The organism is Rhodococcus rhodochrous (assembly GCF_014854695.1).
In the GTDB taxonomy this organism is placed as follows: Bacteria; Actinomycetota; Actinomycetes; order Mycobacteriales; family Mycobacteriaceae; genus Rhodococcus.
This window is the reverse complement of record NZ_CP027557.1, coordinates 135659-161048: the sequence shown is the minus strand read 5'-3', so window position 1 is coordinate 161048 and position 25390 is coordinate 135659. Positions and strand designations below refer to the sequence as shown.

Annotated in this window: 27 protein-coding genes; 16 read left to right on the top strand and 11 right to left on the bottom strand. The window is 69.9% G+C overall.

What is annotated here, in order from left to right; all coding sequences use genetic code 11:
- Positions 1-145: 145 nt before the first annotated feature.
- The 3 genes from C6Y44_RS00740 to C6Y44_RS00730 all read left to right on the top strand — a co-directional run bounded on the left by C6Y44_RS00740 (position 146) and on the right by C6Y44_RS00730 (position 3058).
- Positions 146-952, top strand: a complete 807-nt coding sequence (locus tag C6Y44_RS00740; protein ID WP_159417033.1) for a CPBP family intramembrane glutamic endopeptidase — start codon at positions 146-148, stop codon at positions 950-952.
- A 199-nt stretch (positions 953-1151) separates the two neighbouring features.
- Complete coding sequence (locus C6Y44_RS00735; protein WP_225623687.1) at positions 1152-2372, top strand: LCP family protein; 1221 nt, start codon at positions 1152-1154, stop codon at positions 2370-2372.
- Between the two features lie 140 nt (positions 2373-2512).
- Entirely contained in the window at positions 2513-3058 is a 546-nt protein-coding gene (locus C6Y44_RS00730) for a ferritin (protein ID WP_230789963.1), read from the top strand.
- 84 nt (positions 3059-3142) lie between these two features.
- Here C6Y44_RS00730 and C6Y44_RS00725 read toward each other — a convergent pair whose 3' ends face one another.
- The 4 genes from C6Y44_RS00725 to C6Y44_RS00710 all read right to left on the bottom strand — a co-directional run bounded on the left by C6Y44_RS00725 (position 3143) and on the right by C6Y44_RS00710 (position 6277).
- Entirely contained in the window at positions 3143-4060 is a 918-nt protein-coding gene (locus C6Y44_RS00725) for a DUF5926 family protein (RefSeq protein ID WP_159417034.1), read from the bottom strand.
- 62 nt (positions 4061-4122) lie between these two features.
- Positions 4123-4896: a glycerophosphodiester phosphodiesterase gene (locus C6Y44_RS00720; protein ID WP_016694581.1), complete on the bottom strand. Its 774-nt coding sequence runs from the start codon at positions 4894-4896 to the stop codon at positions 4123-4125.
- Positions 4893-5951, bottom strand: a complete 1059-nt coding sequence (locus C6Y44_RS00715; RefSeq protein WP_192378605.1) for a DUF4328 domain-containing protein — start codon at positions 5949-5951, stop codon at positions 4893-4895. The genes C6Y44_RS00720 and C6Y44_RS00715 overlap by 4 nt, the downstream gene beginning before the upstream one ends.
- Complete coding sequence (locus C6Y44_RS00710; protein WP_059382076.1) at positions 5951-6277, bottom strand: rhodanese-like domain-containing protein; 327 nt, start codon at positions 6275-6277, stop codon at positions 5951-5953. Before C6Y44_RS00710 ends, C6Y44_RS00715 begins: the two co-directional genes overlap by 1 nt.
- A gap of 258 nt (positions 6278-6535) precedes the next feature.
- Between C6Y44_RS00710 and C6Y44_RS00705 the strand changes: the two genes are divergently transcribed.
- Complete coding sequence (locus C6Y44_RS00705; RefSeq protein WP_159417036.1) at positions 6536-7471, top strand: LLM class F420-dependent oxidoreductase; 936 nt, start codon at positions 6536-6538, stop codon at positions 7469-7471.
- Between the two features lie 15 nt (positions 7472-7486).
- Here the strand turns inward: C6Y44_RS00705 and C6Y44_RS00700 are convergent, their stop codons facing one another.
- The 3 genes from C6Y44_RS00700 to C6Y44_RS00690 form a co-directional block, all read right to left on the bottom strand.
- Positions 7487-8077 (bottom strand): Rv1733c family protein, encoded by a 591-nt coding sequence (locus C6Y44_RS00700; protein WP_225623686.1) that lies wholly within the window; start codon positions 8075-8077, stop codon positions 7487-7489.
- A gap of 156 nt (positions 8078-8233) precedes the next feature.
- Positions 8234-8902: a peptide-methionine (S)-S-oxide reductase MsrA gene (gene msrA, locus C6Y44_RS00695; RefSeq protein ID WP_006553397.1), complete on the bottom strand. Its 669-nt coding sequence runs from the start codon at positions 8900-8902 to the stop codon at positions 8234-8236.
- A 9-nt stretch (positions 8903-8911) separates the two neighbouring features.
- Positions 8912-10006, bottom strand: coding sequence for an acyltransferase family protein (locus C6Y44_RS00690; protein WP_120281032.1), 1095 nt, complete (start codon positions 10004-10006; stop codon positions 8912-8914).
- Between the two features lie 296 nt (positions 10007-10302).
- Between C6Y44_RS00690 and C6Y44_RS00685 the strand changes: the two genes are divergently transcribed.
- From C6Y44_RS00685 to C6Y44_RS00655, 7 genes are all read left to right on the top strand, one after another.
- Positions 10303-10926 carry a superoxide dismutase gene (locus C6Y44_RS00685; protein ID WP_006553395.1) on the top strand — a complete coding sequence of 208 codons (624 nt, stop codon included), beginning with the start codon at positions 10303-10305 and terminating at the stop codon, positions 10924-10926.
- Between the two features lie 231 nt (positions 10927-11157).
- Positions 11158-11691: a hypothetical protein gene (locus C6Y44_RS00680; protein WP_024102643.1), complete on the top strand. Its 534-nt coding sequence runs from the start codon at positions 11158-11160 to the stop codon at positions 11689-11691.
- A 264-nt stretch (positions 11692-11955) separates the two neighbouring features.
- Complete coding sequence (locus C6Y44_RS00675) at positions 11956-12654, top strand: TMEM165/GDT1 family protein (protein ID WP_159417037.1); 699 nt, start codon at positions 11956-11958, stop codon at positions 12652-12654.
- A 78-nt stretch (positions 12655-12732) separates the two neighbouring features.
- The gene (locus C6Y44_RS00670) at positions 12733-13236 is read left to right on the top strand and encodes a MarR family winged helix-turn-helix transcriptional regulator (RefSeq protein WP_174246955.1); all 504 of its coding nucleotides are present in this window, start codon (positions 12733-12735) and stop codon (positions 13234-13236) included.
- On the top strand, positions 13233-14480 hold the full coding sequence (locus tag C6Y44_RS00665; protein ID WP_174246956.1) for an MFS transporter: 1248 nt from the start codon (positions 13233-13235) through the stop codon (positions 14478-14480). The genes C6Y44_RS00670 and C6Y44_RS00665 overlap by 4 nt, the downstream gene beginning before the upstream one ends.
- Positions 14481-14524: 44 nt before the next feature.
- Positions 14525-15292 (top strand): SDR family NAD(P)-dependent oxidoreductase, encoded by a 768-nt coding sequence (locus tag C6Y44_RS00660; RefSeq protein WP_120281029.1) that lies wholly within the window; start codon positions 14525-14527, stop codon positions 15290-15292.
- 71 nt (positions 15293-15363) lie between these two features.
- Positions 15364-16173: an alpha/beta hydrolase gene (locus C6Y44_RS00655; RefSeq protein ID WP_159417038.1), complete on the top strand. Its 810-nt coding sequence runs from the start codon at positions 15364-15366 to the stop codon at positions 16171-16173.
- Here the strand turns inward: C6Y44_RS00655 and C6Y44_RS00650 are convergent.
- Both C6Y44_RS00650 and C6Y44_RS00645 read right to left on the bottom strand, forming a co-directional pair.
- The gene (locus tag C6Y44_RS00650; RefSeq protein ID WP_225623685.1) at positions 16157-16360 is read right to left on the bottom strand and encodes a hypothetical protein; all 204 of its coding nucleotides are present in this window, start codon (positions 16358-16360) and stop codon (positions 16157-16159) included. The two genes, C6Y44_RS00655 and C6Y44_RS00650, sit on opposite strands and share 17 nt — an antisense overlap.
- 15 nt (positions 16361-16375) lie before the next feature.
- The gene (locus C6Y44_RS00645; protein WP_159419078.1) at positions 16376-17953 is read right to left on the bottom strand and encodes a TM0106 family RecB-like putative nuclease; all 1578 of its coding nucleotides are present in this window, start codon (positions 17951-17953) and stop codon (positions 16376-16378) included.
- Between the two features lie 149 nt (positions 17954-18102).
- Between C6Y44_RS00645 and C6Y44_RS00640 the strand changes: the two genes are divergently transcribed.
- From C6Y44_RS00640 to C6Y44_RS00620, 5 genes are read left to right on the top strand one after another with little or no spacing between them, the layout of a single operon-like run.
- Positions 18103-18786, top strand: coding sequence for a DUF6474 family protein (locus C6Y44_RS00640; protein WP_088896852.1), 684 nt, complete (start codon positions 18103-18105; stop codon positions 18784-18786).
- A gap of 35 nt (positions 18787-18821) precedes the next feature.
- Positions 18822-19313 carry a hypothetical protein gene (locus tag C6Y44_RS00635; RefSeq protein WP_159417039.1) on the top strand — a complete coding sequence of 164 codons (492 nt, stop codon included), beginning with the start codon at positions 18822-18824 and terminating at the stop codon, positions 19311-19313.
- Positions 19314-19346: 33 nt separating this feature from the next.
- Entirely contained in the window at positions 19347-20021 is a 675-nt protein-coding gene (locus C6Y44_RS00630) for a YcnI family copper-binding membrane protein (protein ID WP_159417040.1), read from the top strand.
- Complete coding sequence (locus tag C6Y44_RS00625; protein ID WP_006553373.1) at positions 20018-20551, top strand: copper resistance CopC family protein; 534 nt, start codon at positions 20018-20020, stop codon at positions 20549-20551. Before C6Y44_RS00630 ends, C6Y44_RS00625 begins: the two co-directional genes overlap by 4 nt.
- A 5-nt stretch (positions 20552-20556) precedes the next feature.
- A complete protein-coding gene (locus C6Y44_RS00620; RefSeq protein ID WP_159417041.1) occupies positions 20557-21495 on the top strand; it encodes a copper resistance D family protein in 939 nt (312 codons plus the stop codon).
- A 4-nt stretch (positions 21496-21499) separates the two neighbouring features.
- Here the strand turns inward: C6Y44_RS00620 and C6Y44_RS00615 are convergent, their stop codons facing one another.
- Together C6Y44_RS00615 and C6Y44_RS00610 are read right to left on the bottom strand one after the other, a co-directional pair.
- Positions 21500-22138 carry a UdgX family uracil-DNA binding protein gene (locus tag C6Y44_RS00615; RefSeq protein ID WP_016695399.1) on the bottom strand — a complete coding sequence of 213 codons (639 nt, stop codon included), beginning with the start codon at positions 22136-22138 and terminating at the stop codon, positions 21500-21502.
- 19 nt (positions 22139-22157) lie between these two features.
- Positions 22158-25340 carry an acetyl-CoA carboxylase family protein gene (locus C6Y44_RS00610; protein ID WP_159417042.1) on the bottom strand — a complete coding sequence of 1061 codons (3183 nt, stop codon included), beginning with the start codon at positions 25338-25340 and terminating at the stop codon, positions 22158-22160.
- Positions 25341-25390: the final 50 nt, after the last annotated feature.

Here is a 25390-nt window from a genome sequence, read left to right as displayed (position 1 = left end):
CACCCGAGCGATCGATCGGTCGGGCGTTGTGAAGTGTGATGGGTCACAAGGACTGCTGTCAAATTGGACACATCACCGCGAGCCGGTGGGATCGCCTCCCCGCAGCGAAAGGACCGGCCACGCGGGGTCCGGCACAATCGCTCCGGTGACGACCCTCCGCGACTGGCTGCGGCCCGCCTCCCGCAACCCCGAGCCGCCCCTCGACCCCACCGAGCGCCGCGCGCTGTGGATCGAGATCACCATCGTCCTGCTCGTCACCTTCGGCCTGAGCGGGATCTCGTCGATCCTGTCGCTGGCCGAGGCGGCGCTGGCACCGGAACCACTGTCGGATCAGACCGTCGCCCTCAACACGCCGCGCTCGTCGCAGGGGTTCATCGATCTCGCCCGTCAGCTCCTCGGCATCGTGCGTCTGCTCGCCTGGGGCGCCCTCGGTCTGTACCTGCTCTGGCGCAGCGGCGTCGGACCGCGACTCGCGGGTCTCGCCCGGCCCCGTCTGCGCCGGGACCTGCTGCCCGGCGTGGGGCTGGCCGCGCTGATCGGGCTCCCCGGCCTGGCGTTGTACCTGGTGGCGCGCGCCGCCGGCCTGAATCTGACGGTCGCGCCGAGCCTGCTCGAGGACTACTGGTGGCGACTGCCCACCGAGGTGCTGTGGGCGATCGCCAACTCCGGCGCGGAGGAGATCCTGGTCGTCGCCTATCTCCTCACTCGCCTGCGGCAGCTCGGCTGGTCGGAGAATTCGTCGTTGCTCGCCTCCGCCCTGCTGCGCGGCAGCTACCACCTCTACCAGGGCATCGGCGGCGGGTTCGGCAACGTCGTCATGGGCCTGGTCTTCGGACGCTACTGGCAGCGCACCGGCCGGTTGTGGCCGCTCGTGATCGCCCACGCACTCATCGACACCGTCGCCTTCGTCGGCTACCAAGCACTGAGGGGCCACGTGTCCTGGCTGCCCTGAACGTAGAGTTGTCCGGGTGAACGGCGACCCTCGCGACCCTCGGAACCGGCCGCGGCCTCCGCAGGGACCTCCCCCGCAGGGCCCTCCTCCCCGGCGGGCAGTACTGCCGAACCAGCAGACAGGAGTACCCCCACAGCGACCCGCCGGACCGCCTCCGCGGCGCCGCGGCGGTCCCCCACCGTCCCCCGAGGGCACCCAGGTGCTGAGGCGCGACGGACGGCCGCAGTCACCGCAGGCGTGGTCGCAAGCGCCCGCGCCGAACTACCGACCCGCGCAGGCTCCGCGGCAGGACCGGCAGCAACCGCCTCCGAAGCAGCAACGACGCGACTGGGCGCCGACGCAGCGACCCGAACGGTTCGCCGAACCCGCCCCGAACCGGCGTCCTCCGCGCGGGAACACCCCACCGCCCGCACCCCCGCGGCGCCCTGCGGCACCGCCCTCCCGACCCGCACCGCGCCGCCCGTTGGGTGCCCGGCGCATTCTGCGGCGACTCGCGATCGTCCTGGTCGTGCTCGTCGTCGCGATGGGCGCGAGCATGGTCTACCTCGACGGCAAACTCGCGCGCGTCGATGCGCTCGCCGATTACGACGGCCGTGTCGGCGACACCCCCGGCACGAACTGGCTGCTCGTCGGTTCCGACAGCCGGGTGGGCCTCACCCCCGAGCAGGAACAGGAACTCGCGACCGGCGGGGAGGTCGGCGCCGACCGCACCGACACGGTGCTCCTCGTCCACATCCCGCCCGGTGGCGGCGCCACCACGATGGTCTCCCTGCCCCGCGACTCCTACGTGAGCGTCCCGGGCTTCGGCCAGGACAAGCTCAACGCGTCGTTCGCGCTGGGTGGGCCGCAGCTGCTCGTGCAGACGGTCGAGGGCGCCACGGGCGTGCACATCGACCACTACGCCGAGATCGGCTTCGGCGGGTTCGCGTCGATCGTCGACGCGGTCGGCGGGGTCGACATCTGCGTGCCCTATCCGATCGACGACCCGCTCGCCGGGCTCAGGCTCGAACCGGGATGCCAGGAGCTCGACGGGGCGCAGGCCCTGGGCTTCGTGCGTACGCGCGCCACCCCGCTCGCCGACCTGGACCGGATGAACAACCAGCGCCTGTTCCTGTCGGCACTGCTGAGCAAGGCCACGAGCCCCGGCACCTTCCTGAACCCCTTCCGGGCGTGGTCGCTGATGTCGGGTGCGGCCGGGTCACTGCGGGTCGACGACGGCGACCATCTGTGGAACCTCGCGCGACTCGCGTGGGCGATGCGCGGCGAGACGGTCACCACGACGGTTCCGGTGGGCGGATTCGACGACGTCTACGGCATCGGCAACGTCCTGCTGTGGGATCGTGAGCGCGCCGTGCCGTTCTTCGGAGCCATCTCGGAGGGCGACCCGATCCCGCCGGAACTGCTCGCTCCGGCCCCCTGACGGACGCCGCGAATCGTCGTCGATCTTGGGGAAGGCTGTCCGAATCTTCCGTAGGGTAGCCGATGCTGCCTTGTGGAAGGGTAGCCAACACTTGGATGAAAAACGCGTTGACCTGCACTAACGTCGTGATCATGACGACGATGGGCGACATGACCAAGACCAAGTTCCACACGCTGCTGCACGACCAGATCCGTTACGAGTTCACGGCGTCGCATCAGTACATCGCCATCGCGGTCTTCTACGACAACACCGATCTCCCGCAGCTGGCGAAGCACTTCTACGCGCAGGCCGTCGAGGAGCGCAACCACGCCATGATGATCGTCCAGTACTTCCTGGACCGCGACATGGCCGTCGACCTCACCGGCGTCGACGCGGTGCAGTCGATGTTCGAGGATGCTCGCGAGCCGATCGCGCTGGCCCTCGCCCAGGAGAAGAAGGTCACCGACCAGATCGTCGAGCTCGCCCGCACCGCGCGCGACGAGGGCGACTACCTCGGCGAGCAGTTCATGCAGTGGTTCCTGCAGGAGCAGGTCGAGGAGGTCGCGACGATGACGACCCTGTTGACCGTGGCCGACCGTGCCGGTTCCAACCTCTTCAACCTCGAGGACTTCGTGGCCCGCGAGCTCAACTCGAAGGTGCGCGAGCCGCGCGGCAACGCCCCGCTCGCCGCCGGCGGCGCCATCTGATCGTTCCTCCATCCGGGGACAGCCCACCCGGAACGACGAAGGCCACCTCCCGTAGGAGGTGGCCTTCGTGCTGTCGTGAGCAGGTCAGCGCAGGGTGACCTGGCGGCTGCGCAGGCCGTCGCGCGACCGGCGCTCGGCGGCGGTGAGCGGCTCGTCCACGGCCAGGGCCTCGTCGAGACGCTGCCCGAACTCGATCGTCGGGGCGACCCACTCGTCGGGGTGCTTCTCGCGGTCGAGGTCGAAGACCGGCACCAGCAGGCCGTGGGTGCGGAACGAACCGGCGAACCGCGATCCCTCACCGAGGTGCAGACCGCCCGCCGCGTGCACGCGCGACAACGCCGCCATCAGCGCGTCCTCGTCCTCGGGGCGCACCCAGCGCAGGTGCGCCTTCTCGCCCGGATCGACCCACCACGCGCCGCGGAGACCGTCGCCCTCGAGACGCGCCGACGGCAGCACGGCTTCGTTCGCGTGCTTGACGGTGTGCGCGATCTCGGCGCTCGGTTCGACACCGGCCGGGATCCACCAGTCGAAGTCGTTGTGGACGGTGATCGCCGGCACGGCTGCCGGGTCGATCAGCTCGGCCAGCGGCGGGGTGTCGTCGTCGACGCTCGCGACCTGCAGCGACGAGCCCGGCTCGGCCGTGTGCGCCCAGTGCAGGGCCGCGGCCAGTTCACCCGCCGGGTCCGGTCCGAAGCCGGCGGCGAGCTGCAGGCCGACGTACGCGACCGGCGCACCGTTCTCCTCGCGGACCAGGGCCGCGACCCCACCGGGAAGGATGGTCGCACCCACGACGCGACGGCCGTCCTCGGCCGCGGGCAGCTCCGCGAGGGCCGACGGCACGAACTCGCGCAGTGCCACGAGATCGCATTCGAAGGCGAGTCCTTCGAAGGGCCGGGACGTCGCGGCGGCCGCTGCTTCCCGCTCGAGCCGGCGCTGCTCGAGCTTCGCGGCGCGGTTGCTGCCGGGCTTGGGTCCGCTGTTTCTCTTGCTCTTCTTGGCCACGGCGTCAAACTACACGGCGACCCGTGTCGCGATGTCGAGGTCGCGGGACGAGGTGGGGGTGCTCACCGATCGAAGGCGGCGTCGAGCTGCAGCTTGGTGCGCCCGGGATGGTTGGTGGCGACCCACTCGACGCCCAGCTCACGGCACAGCTCGACGTCGGCGGGGTCGTCGACGGTCCAGCAGTAGGTGGCCCGGCCCGACAGCGCGGCCCGGTCGACGAGATCGCGGTGCTCGCGCAGCGTCGCGATCGACGGGCCGACAGCGGTCGCGCCGACGGTGGTCGCGGCACTGCCGCGCAGGTAGCGCGAGGTCTCCCCCAGCAGCACGGTGGGCAGCAGCGGCGCGGCCCGGCGGATGCGCCAGACGGCCCCCGCCGCGAACGACATCACCACCACCCGGGAGAAATCGGCGGAGGCCGGGGTCGCGAGACCGAAGCGGGCCAGTTCAGCGAGCAGTTTGCTCTCCACGAGACCGCCGTAGCGGACGGGATGCTTGGTCTCGACGAAGACCTTCACCGGGACGCTCGTGAAGTCCATGACGAGTTCGAGCAGTTGCCGCAGCGTGAGCAGGTCGGCGGGCTCGCCGGGACGTCCGTAGTCGTACTGCGCGAGCTCGTCGAGGGTCATCTCGCTGACGACACCGGTGCCGTTCGACGTCCGGTCGATCGTGCGGTCGTGCACGCACACGAGGTGACCGTCGCGGGTGAGCCGCACGTCGCATTCGACGCCGTCGGCGCCTTCCTTCAACGCGAGTTCGTAGGCACCGATCGTGTGTTCCGGGAGCGCGGCGGACGCACCGCGATGCGCGACGACCCGGGGATGCGCGCTGCGGGTCACGGCGCCACCGCCTCGGCGCGCTCCTCGTCGTCCGCTCGTTCGCCGGCCGGCTCCTCCGGAGGGTCGTCCTGGTCCTCGCGGGCCTCTTCCCGTTCGCGCACGGCGGCGGGGACGATGGGCGCGATCGGCGACGAGGCCGGACCGGTCGCATGGGTGAAGCGGCGACGGCGCAGCGGCCGTCCCCACAGGTCGGCGTCGTCGAACAGGCGCAGGACGTGCAGGGTCGACAGCGCGACGACCGCCCCGAGCGCCGCGAGGACGGCGGTGAGCAGGACGCCGTCGGCACGGGCCTGCAGGGTGTCGCGCTGGCGCCACGCGAGCAGCGCCACCATGAGCACGCCGTTGACCACCCACAGCACCCACCAGGTGCGGATCGCGCGGAGCAACCGCGGGTCGCGGTCGGCGATCTCGGTGAGGAAGACACCGGGCATCGCGAGGTTGAGGCCCGGAACGACCAGCCCCGCGAGGATGGACAGCGGCGACCGCGACTCGGCGAGACCACGCTCGGCGTAGATGCGCCGGCGCAGGTCGATCAACCGCAACCCGGATGCGACCGCCGCGGCCAGCGCCACGACCGGCCCGACCACCTGGGTCGCCCACACCGCGGCGTCCGACACCGCGAGCACGAGCGGGTCGACGAGACGGGTGCGGTTGTACAGCAACACTCCGTACCGGACGGCCTCGGCGACCGCCGCGAGACCGAAGACGACGGCGGTGCCGACGAGCAGCGTCGGTGCGAGGTCGGCGGCGGTCTCGGCGCGATCCGGTTCGACGTCCTCGTCCGGGAGCGGATCGAGCAGTCCCCAGCGGGGCATCTCGCGATAGGACGGGGTCTCGGCCGACGGACGCCCGCGCGGAGGCGACGCCGGTTCGGTCGTCGGAGGGCCACCCGCCGGCCGCGCGACCCAGCGAAAGTTGCGGCGCGACGGAGGAACCGACCCGTCGGGGGCGACGGGTGAGAGCAGCACACCGCGGCAGGCCGGGCACCACTGCCGCGGCTGATAGGTCACCGGCCAGCGATTCTCACAGCGCACACAGATCTGATAGGCCGACATCAATAGATCTTTGCCGGTTCGTCGCGCTCGGAGACGAGCGGGAGTCCGTGCTTCTGCCACGCCACCATGCCGCCGGCGACCTGGAAGGTGTCGTACCCGATGCGGGCCAGGTACTCGACCGCTCCGAGAGAGCGGCCGCCCTGCCTGCAGATCACGTAGATCTCGGCGTCGGGGTCGAGTTCCTCGATGCGGGCGGGCACGTCGGCGAGCGGAATGTGCAGCGCGCCGGGGGCGTGTCCGAGTTCCCATTCGTCGTCCTCGCGGACGTCGAGGAGGACGACCTCGTCGCCGAGTTCGGGTACCAGGTCGACCGACACGGTGGGCACGTCGGAAAAGCTCACGTCTCAATAGTGGCACGCGGCGTGAACGGATGTGGGTGTGGTCGTACCGATCTTGTTGCGCAGGTGGGGCCGGTGGGTCCTCCACAACACTCCCCATCAACCCCATCCGCTGGAGTTATCCACAGTTTCCACAGGTTCATCAACAGGTCTATCCACGCATGGGGAATCACACTCGAGACATCTCACAGTGGACAGGCGCCCGCCGATCCCCCGTGCGGGTTCCGGCGCTGAAATGATCGAGTCATGGAATTACGCATCTTCACCGAACCCCAGCAGGGCGCCACCTACGACGACCTCCTCGCCGTCGCGCAGACCGCGGAACGACTCGGCTACGGCGCGTTCTTCCGCTCCGACCACTATCTGGCCATGAACGCCGAGGGCCTGCCCGGACCGACGGACGCATGGATCACCCTGGCCGGTCTCGCCCGCGACACGTCGACGATCCGCCTCGGCACGCTCGTCACCTCGGCGACCTTCCGGTACCCCGGCCCGCTCGCGATCTCCGTCGCGCAGGTCGACGCCATGAGTGGCGGACGCGTCGACTTCGGCTTCGGAGCCGGCTGGTTCGAGGAGGAGCACCTCGCCTACGGCATCCCCTTCCCCACGCTGAAGGAGCGGTTCGACCGCTTCGAGGAGTCCCTCGCGGTCATCACCGGCCTGTGGGACACCCCTGAGGGCGAGACGTTCTCGTACGAGGGCGAGCACGTGCGGATCGAGAACTCCCCGGCGCTGCCGAAGCCGTACCAGCGTCCCCACCCGCCGATCGTCATGGGCGGCGCGGGCAAGAAGCGCACGCCGGCACTGGCGGCGCGCTACGCCGACGAGTTCAACGTGCCGTTCAAGTCGCTGGACGAGACGAAGGTTCTGTTCGAGCGGGTGCGCTCGGCCTGCCGGGACGCCGGACGCGACCCCGAGGAACTGACCTACTCGAACGCACTCGTGCTGTGCTGCGGCCGGGACGAGGACGAGATCGCGCGTCGCGCGGCACGGATCGGCCGTGAGGTCGACGAACTGCGGGAGAACGGACTCGCGGGTACCCCGCAGGAGTTGATCGAGAAGATCCGCACCTTCGCCGAGGCCGGGACGCAGCGCATCTACCTGCAGGTCCTCGATCTCGCCGATCTCGAGCACCTCGAACTGGTGGCGGACGAGGTCATGCCCGCCGTCGCGGATCTCTGACGCGCCTCCAGTGGGTCAGTGGCTGCTGGTGGAGCCGAGGAACGCTTCGATGTCCCGGCTCCACTCGCGGCTGCGCCGCACCTCGAGACGCCAGTGCGCGAGGGCGAACAGGCCGGTCGCGGCGGCGGACGAGAACGTCCACAGCGACACCCCGGACAGCACGGCGGTGAACTTCGCGGCGGAACTGGTCAGCGGGGCCTGCGTGTATTCGCCCGTGCTCGCGTCGACCCAGACCGGCACCTCGCTGCCCGCGGTCGCGAGACTGTCGACCTGGACGAGAGCGTGACGCGTCTCGTCGCCCCAACCCCAGGTCGCGGGGGCCGAGGAGATCTTCACGGTCTCGCCCCATCCGGCGGAGTCGCTCAGGGCGTCGGCGTCGAGGACGGCCGTGACGCTGACGCGTTCGGCATTCTGCTTCTCGGAGAGTTCGAGCTGGGAGCTCCACATGGTGGCGGACACCCACACCGCGACGGGGATCAGGAGCGCCATCACGGCGATCATGAGGGTGAAGCAGCGCGCCTCGAGCTTGTCGGTGCGACGCACGAGCGGGTCCCGCCTGCGCAGACTTCGCCGTGTGCGCCGCAGATACCCCGCTCTGGTCGTCATGTCGGCAAGCCGTCCCTTTCCCCCTCTGGAATGATCCCTTTTTCCAGGATGCGTCCGCTTTCGGGGAAGTTCAAGGAACGCCAACGCATCTCACACTCGCGCTGCGAGCGGAGATGTGGTGCGCGACACCGTCGGCCCCTGAGGCCCGACGCTCTTTCAGGCGCCGAGGCCCACCGGGCAACTCACGCCTGTGGCGTGGACGGGGCAGTAGCCGTTGGGGTTCTTCGCGAGGTACTGCTGGTGGTAGTCCTCCGCGTAGTAGAACTGCGTGAGCGGGGCGATCTCCGTGGTGATCTGCCCGTATCCGGCGTCGGCCAGTCGCTTGCCGAACGCTTCGGCCGTGGCCTCGGCGACCTCGATCTGCGTCTCGTCGTGGGTGTAGATCGCCGAGCGGTACTGGGTGCCGTGGTCGTTGCCCTGCCGCATGCCCTGGGTGGGGTCGTGGTTCTCCCAGAACTGCTGCAGGATGTGTTCGTAGCCGATCACCTTCGGGTCGAAGACGACGAGCACCACCTCGGTGTGCCCGGTCCGGCCGGAACACACCTCCTCGTAGGTGGGGTTGGGCGTGTAGCCGCCGGAATAGCCGACCGCGGTCGAGTAGACGCCGTCGAGTTGCCAGAACTCCTTCTCGGCGCCCCAGAAGCAACCCATGCCGACGACTGCGGCCTGCAGGCCCTCGGGGAAGGGGGGAACGATGCGGTTGCCGTTGACGTAGTGGGTCTCGGGGACGGGCAGCGGTTCGGCGCGACCGGGGAGCGCGTCCTCGCGCGTCACCATCTGCGACTTCGAACCTGCACGGGCGAGGATCTCGTCGAACCAGGACATGACCCGATGCTACGCGCGGGTCGGAGCGGCAGTCCGTTCGTCGGAAGCGACCTGCTTCGGCGCGAGCCAGCGGCTCTTGATCCAGTGCGCAGCCGGTACCTCGACGCTGCGGTACAGCACCTCGGCGACGAGACCGCAGCCGATCAGTAGCAGCACGATCGCCGCGGTCGTGCCGACGAGGCCCACGGTGTTCTCGTAGATCCGGTACATCACGAGGGTGTGGGTCAGGTAGATGCAGTAGCTGCGGGTCGCGACCCAGGAGACGACGGTCGAGCGCGCGAGGCGCCCGTCGTACCGCGCGACCAGCACGACCGCCGCGAAGACCACCGTCACCGTCCACAGATAGCGGCTGCCCGACCAGTAGACGTTGATGTCCGTGGCCATCACGATCACCGCGATCTGCGCGAACATCGCCGCCAGCAGGGCGCGCAGCGAGATCAGTCCGGCCCAGCCGAAGTACACGATCTGCCCGAGGAACAGGGTCGGCAGCGTCGACGCGATCTTCGACAGGAACGGCACCGTGTACGGCTCGGGCACGTACAGGTTGTAGAGGAGCACCAGCATGCACAGCACGGCGCCGAGCATCGGCACCGCCACCGGCGCCGTCCGTAGCAGCGACCGTCCCGCCACGCACCACAGATAGAACGAGATCTGCGCGGCGAGCGTCCACACAACGCCGAGCACGATCACCTGCGGTTTCAGGAAGAACGCACCGAGGAAGAAGGACAGGAACGCCTCGGAGACCGACACCGTGGTGTGGCCGCTGAAGGTGCCGTTGATGCCGAGCCACACGAGCACGACCGCGGCGAGGATCGCCACCCAGAACGCCGGCAGGAGCCGCGCGGCCCGGGCGATGAGGAACTTCCGTCGGTCCTGGCGGATCGCGGACCGGGTGACGAGCATGCCCGTGAGCATCATGAACGCCGTCACCCCGACGGACGACAGGTGCTGGTTGAGACCGGCGCCCTTGACGAGCACCTCGTAGGTGAGGTCGATGCCCCACCAGCCCGTCCCGAGGTCGTCGATCAGGTAGAAGGCGATGTGGGAGTAGAGCACGGCCGCGACCGCGACGAACCGGACGACATCGACGCCCGGCAGATCCACACGCGGTGCATCGGCCCCGCGTGTCGGTTCGTTCAGGAAGGGCCGAAACACGCGCCAATGTTAAGGTCCCGTTCACGCAGCTGTTGCCGATGGTCCCGTTCTCCGGCTGTTCCCGCTGGTGAGGGCCGTTTCCGGAGGCAGGGACGGTTTCGGGTGCTCTCCGACACAGTCGGGGTCCGATCGTGTCCGCATTACGGCCAATGTTGCGGACGGTGTAGTTATGGACTTGGGTGGAAACCCGAAAAGGTACGGAATAACTGCACGGGCCGGACGGCCCGGTGAAGAAGGGACCCTTCGTGGCTGAATACACACTTCCGGACTTGCCCTACGACTACGCAGCGCTCGAGCCGCACATCTCGGCGAAGATCATGGAGCTGCACCACTCGAAGCACCACGCCACCTACGTCGCCGGTGCGAACACCGCTCTCGAGAAGCTGGCCGAGGCCCGCGAGAACGGCACCATGGCGGCCCAGGCGACCAAGCTCGAGAAGGACCTCGCCTTCCACCTGGGTGGTCACACCAACCACTCCGTCTTCTGGAACAACCTCTCCCCCGAGGGTGGCGACAAGCCCGAGGGTGAGCTCGCTGCTGCGATCGACGACGCCTTCGGCTCGTTCGACAAGTTCCGCGATCACTTCTCCGCGAACGCGAACTCCATCCAGGGCTCCGGCTGGTCGATCCTCGCCTGGGATTCGATCGGACAGCGTCTGATCATCGTCCAGCTGTACGACCAGCAGGGCAACATCCCGATCGGCCTGACCCCGCTGCTCATGCTCGACATGTGGGAGCACGCCTTCTACCTGCAGTACCAGAACGTCAAGGCCGATTACGTCAAGGCCTTCTGGAACATCGTCAACTGGGCCGACGTGCAGGCTCGCTTCGAGCGCGCTCGCACCGCCACCTCGGGCCTGATCGTCTAGTACGGATCGGTCACAGGTCGCGAGACCGACAGCGAGGGCGCCGGGAGACCGGCGCCCTTCGTCGTCTCCGGGCCTGGTCTTTCCTATCCGCTACAGGAATCGCCATCCGCCGCAGCGAATTGCTGTAGCCGATGGCAAAAGGTGTAGCGGAAGTGCTGGCACTCGACACCTCTTGTGTGCCAACGGAGAAAACGGGCATTCTCCCCTTACCGACCGAGAGGGAGGAGTGGGATGAACGCCGAGGAACACAGCCGCATCGAGCTGTCCGCATTCCAGTCCGCCGGTTCGCTTCGAGGCTTCGTCGTCTCGGGCAGATGGCCCGCGACCACCCGTGAATGGGCCCAGGTGCTGGCGATGACGGTGCGGATCGCGTCACTGCCGGGACTGCTGCCCACCTCGACGGTGTTCGGGGTCAAGGAAGAACTGCCCGACGACCCCGAGCCCGGAACCGTCGGCCTCGTGGTCGCCGAGGGTCCGGTGCTCGGCGAGCGTGCCGTGCAGCCCGGGCGGTTCGCCGAACATCAGCCGCCGGCGCTGATCATGCTGCATCCACCATCGGAGACGACGCCGTCACTACCGGAGAATGCCGGCGCCGCCTCGGGCTGTGTGCTGCTCCCCGGCATCCCCCATCTCGGGCTCGAGCATCGCGCCGCGTGGGTCGAGGCCGAACCGGATGGGACGGTGACGGCGCTGGTCAGCAAGGTGGGAGTGGATCCGGGCAACGACCCCGACACCGCGATTCTGGCCATGCTGCTCGCTTCGTGAGGGCGCCCTGAAAACGGAAGTTCGGTTCTCCGAAAGTTAGCATTGCCTTTACAGAATTCGGTTCGCCGGGCTAACGTTGTCGTCGGCGAAGGGGAGTAGCCCCCAATCGCAGGGTCGACATACTGGCGGCGCCCGACAACGGCACTGCCCGGCCCCGCGGACCGGATCATCCTCCGGTGGGCGAGACCTTCGGCCGCTGGTCGCACCGTGCGTCCGGCGTCCGGAGGAAGCCCCGTTTCCTCCATACGAAAGGAGGAAACGCGTATGTGGTCCGCGCTCGTCCTGTCCTTCGCAGTCATCTTCGTCGCCGAACTCGGCGACAAATCCCAGCTCATGGCGATGACCTTCGCCCTGCGGTATCGCTGGTGGGTCGTCCTCTCGGGGATCCTGTTCGCGACCACCGCGGTTCACCTCGTGTCGGTCGCCGTCGGGCACTATCTGGGTGTCGCGATCCCCGCGACCGCCATCTCCATCGTCGGCGGCATCGCCTTCCTGATCTTCGGCGCGTGGACGCTGCGCGGCGACTCCCTCGACGACGACGAGCAGTCCAAGGCCGGACGCGTGGCGCGCTCCGCCTTCCTCGCCGTGACCTCCGCGTTCCTCCTCGCCGAGCTCGGCGACAAGACGATGCTCGCGACCATCACGCTCGCGACCGACAACAACTGGGCCGGGGTGTGGATCGGGTCCACCGTCGGCATGGTCGCCGCCGACGCGCTGGCCATCGTCATCGGTGCCGTGCTCGGCCGGCACCTTCCCGACAACGCCATCCGTTACGGCGCCGCCGCGTTGTTCTTCGGCTTCGGCGCGTGGATGCTCGGCGACGGGCTGTTCCCGGAGACCGGTGCCGTGGGACCGATCGCCGGCGCGGTGGCCCTGCTGCTGTCCGTCGCCGCGATGGTGGTCGTACGCCGCCGCTCCCGCCGTGTCGCCGAGGACGATTCCCCGGCCTTCATGCGTTCCTGATCACCCTTCCGAACAGTGTCTTTCCGCTTCGGACAGGAGTATGCTTGCCGATAGGCAAATAAATTCGGAGGTGGTTCCATGTCTGAACTCACGGACAGCACCCCTCGATCCGAAACTCCTCCGTTCGACGCGGAAGACGTCCACCGTCTGCGTATCGCGATCGGACGGATCTCCCGCCGCATGGGCATGTTCGCCTCGGAGGAAGGGCTGACGCGTTCGCAGTCGACTCTCCTCACGACCGTCGCCCGCCACGAGACGATCGGAGTCCGCGAACTCGCGGAGATCGAAGGGCTCAACCCCACCATGTGTTCGCGCATGGTGGGCAAACTCGAAGACGCCGGGTTGCTCACCCGGTCCCCCGACGCCGACGACAAGCGCGTCGTCCGCGTCCACATCACTCCCGCCGGTGCCGCACTGTCGGCAGAACTGCGCGGCCGCCGCACCGCCCTGTTCGCCCGTCACCTCGCCGAACTGAACGACCGGCACCTCGAAGCTCTGCACGACGCACTGCCCGCCCTGGAGGCACTCTCGCAGCGCGTCGCCGATTCACCGCGCCCCTCCGCCGAGGGGGGTCGCCCGTGACGATGCTCGCCGACCTCAGAGGACAGACCTTCGCGGCCCTGCGCGGCCCCAACTTCCGCCTCTACATCAGCGGCCAGGCCGTCTCGCTCATCGGCACGTGGATGCAGACGGTCGCGCAGTCGTGGCTCGTCCTGCAGCTCACCGGCTCCGCGACCGCCATCGGCATCGTGCTCGCGCTGCAGACCGTGCCGATGCTGCTGCTCGGTCCCTATGGCGGGGTGGTCGCCGACCGTTCCGACAAGCGCCGGCTCATGATCGGGTTGCAGACCCTCATGGGTGTGCAGGCCCTGATCCTGGGGCTGCTCGTCGTCACCGACACCATCGCCCTGTGGCACGTCTACGTCCTGGCGGTCGCGCTCGGCCTCAACCAGTGTTTCGAGAACCCCGCGCGACAGTCGTTCATGCTCGAACTCGTCGGCCCGGAGGACCTGCGCAACGCCGTGAGCCTGCAGTCGGTCCTCGCCTCGTGCTCGCGCATGATCGGCCCGGCCGTCGCCGGCCTGGTCATCGCCGCAGGCGGCCTCGGCGTGTGCTTCCTACTCAATGCTGCGAGCTTCGTCGCCGTCGTCACCTCGCTGCTGCGACTCGACGTCTCCCGGCTTCAGCGCTCCCCCGCCGCCGCCCGCGCCAAGGGACAGCTGCGCGAGGGCTTCGCCTACGTCCGCCGCACGTCCGACCTGGCCGTCCCGCTGCTGATGATGGCGCTCGTCGGATGTCTGGCCTTCGAGTTCCAGGTGGTCCTGCCGGTCCTGGCCGACCACACCTTCGCAGCCGGTGCCGGGGCCTACGGCTTCCTCACCGCCGCGATGGGCGCGGGATCGGTCGTGGGTGGGCTCGCCGTCGCCACCTGGGGCCGCACCGGGACCAGGCCGCTGATCCTCACCTCCCTCGCGTTCGGCATCGCCATGGCGGTCGCCGCCGCGGCCCCGAACCTGACCACGCTCATCGTGCTCATGGTGATCGTCGGTGCACTGAGCGTGACGTTCACATCCACCACCAACAGTTCGCTGCAGCTCGCCTCCGCGCCGACGATGCGCGGACGGGTGATGGCCCTGTGGTCGGTCGCCTTCCTCGGTTCCACGGCCATCGGCGGTCCCATCGCCGGATGGGTGTGCGAGCAGTGGGGTGGTCGGGCCGGACTGCTGCTCGGTGCCGTCGCGTGTCTCGTGGCCGCGGCGATGGGAGTCGTCGCACTGCGCCGCCGGACCGCGACCCCCGCGGAACCCGCGGCCGTCACCGGTTAGGGTTCGTGACGAACGACACTCACACGGGACAGGAGATACGAACAGTGGAGATTCAGGGATCCGCGGCACTGGTGACCGGTGCCGCATCCGGTCTCGGCGCCGCAACCGCACGCCGCCTCGCCGACGCCGGAGCGACCGTCTTCGGCCTCGACCTGCAGCAGTCCATCGACCGCGTCGGCGATGCCGCACCCGCGGGTGTCACGCTCCTCGCCACCGATGTGACCAGCGGCGACGAAGTGCAGGCTGCCGTCGACCGCATCGTCGAGTCCGGTGTTCCGCTGCGCATCGTCGTCAACTGCGCCGGTGTCGGCTGGGCCGGCCGCATCCTGTCGAAGAACGGCCCGCACGACCTCGAGCTGTTCCGCACGGTCATCACCGTCAACCTGCTCGGCACCTTCAACGTCATGCGCCTCGCGGCCGACGCGATCTCCAAGACCGAGACGGTCGACGAGTCGGGTCAGCGCGGCGTCATCATCAACACCGCCTCGGTGGCGGCGTTCGAGGGCCAGATCGGCCAGATCGCGTACTCCGCGTCGAAGGGTGGCGTGCACGGCATGACCGTCCCCGCCGCACGCGACCTCGCGCAGTTCGGCATCCGCGTCAACACCATCGCCCCCGGCATCGTCGACACCCCGATGCTCGCCGGTGTCACCGAGGAGTACCGCAAGGGCCTCGAGGCCGGTGTGCCGTTCCCGTCGCGGCTCGCCCAGCCTGCCGAGTATGCGCAGCTCGCGCAGATGATCGTCGAGCACGACTACCTCAACGGCGAGACCATCCGCATGGACGGTGCGCTGCGCATGGCGCCGCGGTAATCACGTCCCTTCCGTGCGCGTTTCCGGTGGTTCCGGCCACCGGGAACGCGCACGTGCGTTAGACCGGTCCCATGCGGATCGTTCTCGCCGTGGTGCTCGTCGTCGCGCTCGTCGGCGTCGCCGGCTGGGCGTTGCAACGACGCCTGATCTACCTGCCCGACAGCTCTGCTCCCCCGTCCGCCGCGACCGTCCTGCCCGGCGCCGAGGACGTTGTGCTCACCACCGCCGACGGTCTCGAGCTCGACGCCTGGTTCGTGCCCGGTCGCGCTCCCGACGGACCCGGAGCCGGCTTCACCGTCCTCCTCGCCCCCGGTAACGGCGGCAACCGCCTCGGCCGCGTCGACACCGCCGCCGACCTCGCCGCGGCGGGTTTCTCGACGCTCCTGTTCGACTACCGCGGGTACGGCGGCAATCCCGGCTCCCCCACCGAGGAGGGTCTCGCCGCCGACGCCCGCGCGGCGCTCGGCTATCTCCGTTCGCGCGACGACGTCGACCCCACCCGGCTGCTGTACTTCGGAGAGAGCCTCGGCTGCGCCGTGGTCACCGCGCTCGCCGTCGACAACCCTCCCGCCGCGATGCTGCTGCGCTCGCCGTTCACCGATCTCGCCGCCGTGGCCCGGCACCACTATCCGTTCGTCCCCGCCGCGGCACTGAAGGACGAGTTCCCCGTCGCCGATCTCGTCGGCCGCATCGACGTGCCGATCACGGTCGTCTACGGCACCGCCGACAGCATCGTCCCGCCTGCCCAGAGCGCGGCGGTCGCCGATGCCGCCCGGCAGTTGCACGAGCGGGTCGAGCTCGGCGGTCTCGAACACAACGATCCACCGATGTTCGGCGCGCCTGTGGTGGACGCCCTGATCCGGCTCAGAGCAGGCCTGTGAGTCTCACGGATCCGTCGAATCTCACCAGGTCGGGGTCGGGTTGCATCTTCGCGGCCGAACCGTGCAGGTACAGGCCGCCGACGACGAACGACGACGAGTCGCGGATCGGGACAGCCGGCGCAGCTCGGCGTCCGGAGCCGCCCCGGGGCACGTGTGCCGGCATCAGCTTGCCGCCGGAACCATGCACGGGGCACGACCTGCGCTACAGGTCCTCGATGAACGGGATGTCCAGCACCGCGCGATCACTCATCCACTCGCGCAGGACCTTCGTGGCGATCACGTCGTCCTCGTTGTACTCGAGCAACCGCACACGCTGCGCCGGATCGGGCTCGCCCGCCATGCCCACGGCCTCGCGGTACCAGCTCATCGACGCCTCACCCCCGGCCTCGGCGTCGCGCCAGTGATGCCCCGCGATCGGCGCGATCTTCTTGAGCCCCTTGCCATTCGGGCACACGAACTGGTCGGTGACGGCCTGGAAGATGTCGACCCACTCGTTCGAACCGATGAACGCCTTGACCTCCGTGAGCTCCGGCACACCCGGGAAGCCGTGGAACCGCCGCGCCGACGACAACAACCACTTGTCCTCCGCCGACCGCGAATAGCAGTAGGCCGCAAAGGTCTTCCCGCGACGTTCGGCCGCGCGCCGCTGGTCCGACAGCCAGCGCCAGAACTCGGCGAACGAGCGTGCCTCGTCGTCGGTCGGCACGGGCTCCCACGTCGCGAACGGGATGTACTCCGAGGACGATCCCGAATTGAGGAGCGTGCCCCACAGATAGGCGCCGTGCTCGTGGTAACTCTCCATGTCGATGTCGACCTCGACGTCGGCGCGGTGGACGTGCACGTGCCGGTAGCGACGCACGAGCGGCACACCGGCGATCCACGCCCGCGCCGTGACGATCGCGTCCTCGAACGAACCCTGCGGCCACGCCTCGGGTTCCTCCCCTTCCCACCGGGCGAGCCCGTCGATGGTGTGCACCTCGAGTTCGCGCAGCACGACGGCACGTTGCCCCGGCGCGACGAGCGACACATCCCGGGTGGCGGTGAGCTCGGCGCGGCAGCGGTCCCACCACGGGCAGGTTTTGCACTCGCCGATCTGCGACGGCGCCGTCGGAGCCAGACCCCGCGCGACCTCGAGACGGTCCGCCAGGCGGGCGTCGTAGTCGTCGAGGATCTGGTCGAGATCGTGCACGAGGATGCAGTCGCCGCCGTAGCCGATCGCCCCGGCGACCTTCGCAGGGCTCGCGAGTCCGTGACGCTCGAGCATCCGGTACAGGTGCGCGAGGCGCATCTGGTCGCGCACCTGACTGCGCACCTTGCGGGTCTCGTCGACGGCGGGTGCCCACACGAACAGATCGGTGGTGAGCGCGCCACGTCCGGGATCGGTGACCTTGTGGTTGACGACGATCACCGGGATGTAGCCACCGCGTTCGGCATCGCGCAGCAGGATCTCCGAGCGGCCGCGGCGTCCGGTGTCGGGTTCGCTCGGCAGCACCGCACCCCAGATGCGGTCGGCGCCCGCGCGGCACGCGTCGAGTGTGCGCTCGGCGCGCTGCGACATCGGTCCTTCCGGCGCGATGAGCGCCCACCCGTCCGGGTCGGCGTCGAACAGCGTCTGGCGGATCGCCTCGCGATGCGCAGCCGCCGCCTCCTGGCGTTGCCGCGCACCCGGATTCTCGGGTGCACCTGCGAGTTCGTCGGGGAAGGTGGCGTCGAGATAGACCCGGTGGCGGCACCTCGTCAGCGCAGCGGCCTCGAGGGAGACGGCTGTGCGCTGTGACACTCCGCGTGGGGGCCGCGGTAGTTCTCCGGTTGCGTCCACGACATTCCAGGGTATTCCCTGCACAGGCGACGGCTCGCAGCAGCACCGTCACGTTAGGCTGACGCGGGGCGCCGGAGCGTCGTGTCGTACCGAATGGAGGGTGCTGTTCGATGGGGTTGTTCACACGGAAGCGTCGCGCGACTCGCAGGGCGGAAGCGAAGGCGCTGAGGACCAAGGCGAAGCTCGAGGCCAGACTGGTCGCGAAGAATCGGCTCGAGAACGACCGGCGGGCAGCGAAGGCCCGGGCGAAGATCGACAAGAAGCTCGCGAAGTCGCAGGTCAAGCTCGACCAGGAACTCGTGAGGTCGCAGGCCAAGGTCGAGAAGGAACAGATCGCGACCCTCAAGGCACAGAAGAAGGCCGCTGAGAATCAGGGCCTCACCGCAGCGAAGGTGCGCCGCTATCTCGGCGTCGCGCGTCTGCTCGCGCCGGTGCTCGTCCCGATCGTCTACCAGGCCGTGACGGCGCTGCGCGGTCAGCTCGACTCGCGTCGCGCGCAGCAGCTCGGGGTGCCGATCGAGGAACTGGGTTCGTTCACCGGTCACGGTGCCCGGCTCAGTGCCCGCATCGCGGGTGCGGAGCAGTCGCTCGCGAAGGTCGAGCAGCGCAATCCCAAGGACGCGGAGACGCAGAAGTTCGCCACGGCGACCCGCGAACGCCTCACCGATCTGACCGCCGCCGTGCAGACGGCCGAGCAGATGCCGGCCGCGCGCCGGAAGTCGGCGCATGCGGCGATCTCGTCGGAACTCGACGGCATCGAAGCGGATCTTCTCGCACGCCTCGGCGTGCGCTGACACGGCCTGCACATCAGGAACGAGCACGACCGACAGTGACCAGGTACCCGACCGTTCTCGGCACCACCGCGGGCATCGCCACCGCGGTGCTGGCGGTGGCCGCCCACGGCTCCGCCGGCGGTGGTGTGCCGACGGGACCGGTCGCGGTATTGCTGGTCGCGGTCGCGGCGATCGTCGGGATCCTCGGCGCGCACCAGCCGTCGCTGTCTCCGCTCGTGCTCCTCGCCGGGGGGCAGGCGGCCACGCACGTCGCGCTCACCGTGCTGGTGCCCGGCCACGAGCACCTGTCGGTGTCCATGCTGGGCGCCCACACGCTGGCCGTGGCGGTGTGCGCGGTGCTGCTCAGCGCCGCGGCCCACGTGTACGCGGCATGCGGCACCGCGCTGCGGGTCGTGCTGCTGCGCGGCCCGTGGGTCGCCGCACCCGCCGTGCTCGCCCCTACCTCGTCGACCGACCGGCTGGTGTGGGGACGTGCACCCCCGGCCATCTCGCGGAGAGGACCACCGCTCGCCACGGCTGTGCTGTGACGATCGATCCTCCAACCACGAGAAAGACCACATATGTTCGAGTTCTCCCGTCGCGCCCTCGTGGGCGCGACAGCAACCGCTGCGCTGATGGTCGCGGGCGCCGGCATCGCTTCGGCCCACGTCACCGTCGTCGCACCCGGAGCCGAGCAGGGCGGCTACACCGTCCTGACCTTCCGGGTCCCCACCGAGTCCGAGACCGCCGGCACGACGGCACTCACCGTCGAGCTTCCGGGCCTGCGCTCGGCGCGCACCGAGCCGCTGCCCGGCTGGACGGCGACCGTCGAGAAGGATCCCGAGTCGCAGCTCGCGACCTCCGTGACGTGGACCGCCGAGCCGGACGTGCAGGTCGGGCCGGGGCAGTTCCAGCAGTTCGTCCTGTCCGTCGGGCCGCTGCCCCAGGAGGACGAGGTCGCCTTCCCCGCAATCCAGACCTACAGCGACGGCGAGGTCGTGGCGTGGGACGAGATCACGACCGGCGACGAGGAGCCCGAGCGTCCCGCCCCCAGCCTGACGCTCGCGACGAGTAGCGGCGACGGGCACGGCGGCAGCGGCGACGCGCACGTCACCGACACCGGGCAGACCGCTGCGGCGTCGGAGGGCACGACGACCGACAGCACCGCGCGCTGGCTCGGCGGTATCGGTCTGGTGCTGGGCGCGCTCGGTGCCGCACTCGGTCTCGGCGCCGTGATCCGGGGGCGGCGGGCATGAAGCGCATCCTCGTTCTCCTCACCGCGCTGATCGCGGCGCTGACCCTGTCCGTCGGTTCCGCGGCCGCCCACTCGGTGGTGCTGTCGAGCTCGCCCGAGGACGGCGAGCAGATCGCCGAGGCACCCGATCGGGTGACCGTGACGTTCAACGAGAACCTGCAGGAGCAGTTCGCGGCCCTGACCGTCGTCGGGCCGGACGGCAACCTGTGGTCGAAGAGCGACCCGATCATCGAGGGTGCGAACGCATCCGTCGAACTCGACGGTCTCGGCCCCGTGGGCGAGTACACGATCGCCTACCGGGTGACCTCTGCCGACGGGCATCCCGTCAGCGGAACCCGCACCTTCACGCTCACCCAGGAGGGAACCGGCACGCCCGGCGAGGCGGCGTCCGGTGACACCGCGACCGGTGAGACCGGCGCGGAGTCGGGCGAGAGCGACAGCAGCGGACCTGCCGTGTGGTGGTTCGTCGTCGCAGGTGTCGTCGTGGTCGCCGCAGGTCTCGCTTTCGCGCTGCGCAAGCCGAAGGCCTGACCCACATGATCCCGGAACGCCGGCAGTGGCTCGTCGTGGCCGCTGCCGGCGTTGCCTTCGGAACCGTCGCGGGCATCGCCGTGGCCGGTTCCCTCGCCCTGCCCGCTCCCTCGAGTTCGGTGCGGGCGATCGGGCTGTGCGTCGGCTCGACCGTGCTCGGACTCGCGGTCCTGGCCGTCATGGTGCAGCGGCAACGCCGTCCCGCCGTCTCCTCCGACACGCTGTGGCGGACGATCGCCGCGCTCGGCGGTGTCTGGCTCGCGCTCGCGAGCGTCGACCTCGCCTGGGCCGCGTCCACCGCGGCCGACGTTCCCGCCGCGGACCTGGACGTGGGGCGGTTCGGGCAGTTCGTCGGCACCACCACGGGACGCGTGGATGCGGCGGCATGGGTGTGCATTGCCGCGATCGTCGTCGTCGCCGCGGTGGCGTACCGCCGGTCGGCGTCGTGGTCCACCCTCCCGGTGCTCGTCGCCGCGGCACTCGCGTTGATCGCCCGCCCGGTCACCGGCCACATGGCGCAGCAACCACTGGGATCGCTGTTCAACGCCGTGCACGTGCTCGCGGCCGCAGTGTGGTTCGGGGTGCTCGTGGCGCTGGCCGTCACCGTGCGGGGCCGCGGAGGATGGGCGGAACTGCTGCCGCGCTATTCGCAGCTGGCCCTTCGGTGCGTCGTGGCGTTGGTGATCACGGGGATGGTCGACGCGGCGGTGCGGCTCGGTTCGGTCTCCGCGCTTCTGGGCACGGGCTACGGACGCGTCGTGCTCGCGAAGGCGATCGTGCTGTGCGCGCTGCTGGGGCTCGCGTGGAACTGGCGGCGCAACTGGCTCCCCGCAGCCTCGGCGCACCGCCTGCCGGAGGAGGAGTCGCTGCGCAACGCCGTCCTCGAGGTGTGCGCGATGTCGGTGGCGCTCGGGCTCGCGGCCGGGCTCGCAACCACCGGCTGAACCGTCACAAGGACGCCGCGCGTTCCAGGTCCTGCACGAACGAGCGGAACATGTCGTCGCGCTGCGATTTCGCCCGCAGCACCGCCGACGGGTGCACGGTGACGACCACCGCCGGATCGCACGACCCGCACAGCTCCTCGGGAAGGTGCAGGACCTCCCCGCGGTGCTGCGTGAGCTTGAAGTCCTTACCGAGCAGCGACTGCGCGGCCGTGGCTCCGAGGCACACCACCACGTCGGGGCGGACGGCGTCGAGTTCGGCCTCGAGCCACGGCCGGCACGCCGCGACCTGCCCACCCGACGGTTTCTTGTGGATGCGTCTGCGGCCGTTGGCGGATCGGTCGAAGCGGAAATGCTTGACCGCGTTGGTCACGTACACCGTCCCTCGATCGATACCCGCGCGTTCGAGGGCCTTGTCGAACAGGTGCCCTGCGGGCCCGACGAACGGTTCTCCCGCGAGGTCCTCCTCGTTACCCGGTTGTTCGCCGACGAACAGCATGCGCGCGTCGCGTACCCCTGCGCCGAAGACCGTCCGCTCGGCGGCCTTGTAGAGATCGCATCCCCGGCATCCCGCGGATGCGGCCGCGAGTTCGGCGAGGTCGCGGCTGTCGGGTACGTACTCCTGCGCGCCGGGATAGGTCACCATGGCTGTCGCATACCCGGCTTCACCGCGGTTGCACCAGTCGCGCGATCCAGGCGCGGCTGTCGGCGGGGTCGATGACGTCGTCGAGTTCGAAGCTCGTCGCCGCCTGCAGGGCCTTGCCCTGCTGGTAGGCGAGGGCGACGAGCCGGTCGAACAGCTCCTCGCGTTCCCGGGGTGTCTCTGCGGCGTCGAGTTCCTTGCGGAATCCGAGACGCACGGCCCCTTCGAGTCCCATTCCGCCGATCTCCCCCGTCGGCCACGCGACGGTGAATTCGGGTGCGTGGAAGGATCCGCCGGCCATCGCCATCGCGCCGAGGCCGTAGCCCTTGCGGAGGATGATCATGCCGAACGGGACGGTCAGGCGTGCGCCGGCGACGAAGAAGCGCCCGAAGCGGCGCACGGTGGCGTCCTTCTCCGATTCCGGTCCGACCATGAATCCCGGTGTGTCGCACAGACTTACCACGGGACGCCGGTGTGATTCGCACAGTTCCAGGAAGTCCGCGGCCTTGTCGGCGGCTTCGGCGTCGATCGCCCCGCCGAGGTGGGCGCTGCTGTTGGCGAGCACACCGTAGGAGGCGCCCTCGACGCGCATCAGAGCGGTGACCATGCCGACGCCGTAGTCCGGGCGCAGTTCGAGCACCGATCCGAGGTCGGCGATCGCGTCGATCGCCGACCGCACGTCGTAGGCGCGGAGCCGGTTCTCCGGCACCACATGTCGCGCGAGACGCGGGTCGGGTGCCTGCCGGTCCTCGTGCGGCGCGGTGAAGTAGGCGAGATATCGCCGGGCGACATCCACGGCGTGTGCCTCGTCGCGCGCTGCGACGTGCACGACGCCGTTGCGGCGTTGCACGTCGATCGGCCCGATGTCCTCGGGGCGGTGCACGCCGAGTCCTCCGCCCTCGATCATCGCGGGGCCGCCCATGCCGATGTTGGCGTCGGGGGTTGCGATGAGCACGTCGCACACCCCGGCGAGCGCGGCGTTGCCCGCGAAGCAGCGGCCGGAGACGACCGCGACGGTGGGCACGCGTCCGCGCAGCGACGCCATCGAGCGGAAGGTGGGCAGGTCGAGGCCCGCACCGGAACCGGCGTCGACGTCCCCGGGTCGCCCGCCACCACCCTCGGCGAACAGCACGAGCGGCACCCGCCGCCGGGCGGCGAGTTCGAGCAGCCGATCGGTCTTGCGGTGGTTGTTGCGGCCCTGGGTACCTGCGAGGACGGTGTAGTCGTAGGACATCACGACCACCTCGGCCCCTCCGATCCGGGCGGTGCCGCCGACGAGTCCGTCCGCGGGAGTGTTCGCGATCAGGTCCTCCTCGCTGCGGCGGCCGCGCTGCGCAGCGAGGACGAGCGGCCCGTATTCGACGAAGCTGCCGCCGTCGACGAGGTCGGCGATGTTCTCGCGCGCAGTGCGCCGGCCCCGCCCGTGCCGCTTCGCCACGACCTCGGGCCGCGCCGCGTCGGTGGTGGTCTCGTGCCTGCGGCGGATCTCGTCGAGGTCGGCACGGTCGGCGTCGAGGTCGACCGCGGCGATGTCGTCCGTCGCGGTGTCCGCGTCGAGCACGCGGACCACCGCGAGCACCGTGCCCGGGTCGACGGTGCGGCCCGGCTCGACGAGCACACGTTCGACCACGGCGCTGCCGAGTGCCCGGATCTCGTGCTGCATCTTCATCGCATCGAGCACGGCGAGCGGCGCACCGGCCGGAAGGGTGTCGCCTGCGCGGGCGACCTCCACGACCGTGCCGACCATCTCGGCGTGCACCGCGTGTTCGTCGGCGCGCAGATCCGTGTACTCCACCGGCGCGGTCGTGGCGGTGTCGACGAAATCCGCGAGCCGCTCCCCCAGCCACGTGGTGTGGACGTTGCCGGACCGGAACTCCTTGTCGTCCAGGATCTTCTGCAGGAGATCGCGGTTGGTGTCCACACCGTCGACGACGAACTCGCCGAGTGCCGTCGACGCCTTGCGCAGCACGGCCGCGCGGTCGCCGGAGCGCACGTACGCGACGACCTTGGCGAGCAGGGAGTCGTAACGTCCGGTCACCTCGAGGCCGGGTCGGCCGTGGGTGTCGACGCGGATGCCCGGTCCGGTGGGAGGCGTGAACGCGGTGAGCGTCCCGGCGGTGGGCAGGGCGATGCCGTCGGCGCGCGGTGTCTCAGCGTTGACGCGCACCTGCACCGCGACGCCCTGCGCCACCACAGGACGGCCACCGATCCCGTTGCCGTCGAAGGTGATTCCTGCGGGGAGGCCGAGTTCGTCGAATCCGGCCCCGCGAGCGATCGCGATCTGGGTCGCGACGAGATCGACGCCCGTCACCTCCTCGGTGACGGTGTGTTCCACCTGGATCCGGGGGTTGACCTCGAGAAACACGAAACCGGCATCGTGGACGAGGAATTCGACGGTGGACAGCCCGTGGCATCCGACGTTCCCGATCAGCCGGACGGCCGCGCCGTGCAGCGCCTCCCGCAGGGCGTCGGGCAGGTCGGGCGCGGGTGCGATCTCCACGAGTTTCTGGTGCCGGCGCTGCACGCTGCAGTCGCGGTCGCCCAACGCGACGGCGCGGGTACCCGACCCCGACTCGGCAGCCACGACCTGCACCTCGACGTGCCGGGCACGCTCGACGAGCGCCTCGGCGTACAGCCGGTCGTCGTCGAAAGCGGCGTGCGCTTCGGCGGCGGCGAGCCGGAGCGCCTCGTCGAGATCGGCGGCATCGCGGACCACGCGCATGCCGCGACCGCCACCACCCGACAGCGCCTTGACGACGATCCCGCCCGGATGGTCGCGCAGGAAGGCCCGCACGGACTCCGGATCCGTCGCCTCGACGGCAGCGGTCACCGGGATGCCGAGTTCCTCCGCCACCGAGCGGGCGGCCCGCTTGTCGCCGAGGACACGCAGTGCTTCCGGGGACGGCCCGACGAAGGTGAGCCCGGCGTCCGCACAGGCCTGCGCGAAGGCGGCGTTCTCGCTGAGGAATCCGTAACCGGGATGCACCAGCGTGCACCCGGTCGCCCGGGCGACACCGACGATCGCCCCGGGGTCGAGATAGACCGAGGGACCGGACCCCGGCAGGGCCTCGGCTCGCGTGGCGGCGCGGACGTGCGGAGCGTCGGCGTCGTCCGCGGCGTGGACGGCGACGGTGTCGAGTCCGAGGTCCCCGGCCGTGCGGACGACACGCAACGCGATCTCACCCCGGTTGGCTACGAGCAGCATCGACGATCCTTCCCTCGGCAGCGGTTGTATCCACTCCTACTCCGGTCGGC

Coding starts and splice junctions, on each gene's coding strand:
- C6Y44_RS00730 (WP_230789963.1), top strand. CDS start 2,513: ATGGGCGACATGACCAAGACCAAGTTCCACACGCTGCTGCACGACCAG.
- C6Y44_RS00715 (WP_192378605.1), bottom strand. CDS start 5,951: ATGTCGGCCTATCAGATCTGTGTGCGCTGTGAGAATCGCTGGCCGGTG.
- C6Y44_RS00705 (WP_159417036.1), top strand. CDS start 6,536: ATGGAATTACGCATCTTCACCGAACCCCAGCAGGGCGCCACCTACGAC.
- C6Y44_RS00700 (WP_225623686.1), bottom strand. CDS start 8,077: ATGACGACCAGAGCGGGGTATCTGCGGCGCACACGGCGAAGTCTGCGC.
- msrA (WP_006553397.1), bottom strand. CDS start 8,902: ATGTCCTGGTTCGACGAGATCCTCGCCCGTGCAGGTTCGAAGTCGCAG.
- C6Y44_RS00680 (WP_024102643.1), top strand. CDS start 11,158: ATGAACGCCGAGGAACACAGCCGCATCGAGCTGTCCGCATTCCAGTCC.
- C6Y44_RS00675 (WP_159417037.1), top strand. CDS start 11,956: ATGTGGTCCGCGCTCGTCCTGTCCTTCGCAGTCATCTTCGTCGCCGAA.
- C6Y44_RS00670 (WP_174246955.1), top strand. CDS start 12,733: ATGTCTGAACTCACGGACAGCACCCCTCGATCCGAAACTCCTCCGTTC.
- C6Y44_RS00655 (WP_159417038.1), top strand. CDS start 15,364: ATGCGGATCGTTCTCGCCGTGGTGCTCGTCGTCGCGCTCGTCGGCGTC.
- C6Y44_RS00640 (WP_088896852.1), top strand. CDS start 18,103: ATGGGGTTGTTCACACGGAAGCGTCGCGCGACTCGCAGGGCGGAAGCG.
- C6Y44_RS00630 (WP_159417040.1), top strand. CDS start 19,347: ATGTTCGAGTTCTCCCGTCGCGCCCTCGTGGGCGCGACAGCAACCGCT.
- C6Y44_RS00625 (WP_006553373.1), top strand. CDS start 20,018: ATGAAGCGCATCCTCGTTCTCCTCACCGCGCTGATCGCGGCGCTGACC.
- C6Y44_RS00620 (WP_159417041.1), top strand. CDS start 20,557: ATGATCCCGGAACGCCGGCAGTGGCTCGTCGTGGCCGCTGCCGGCGTT.
- C6Y44_RS00615 (WP_016695399.1), bottom strand. CDS start 22,138: ATGGTGACCTATCCCGGCGCGCAGGAGTACGTACCCGACAGCCGCGAC.
- C6Y44_RS00610 (WP_159417042.1), bottom strand. CDS start 25,340: ATGCTGCTCGTAGCCAACCGGGGTGAGATCGCGTTGCGTGTCGTCCGC.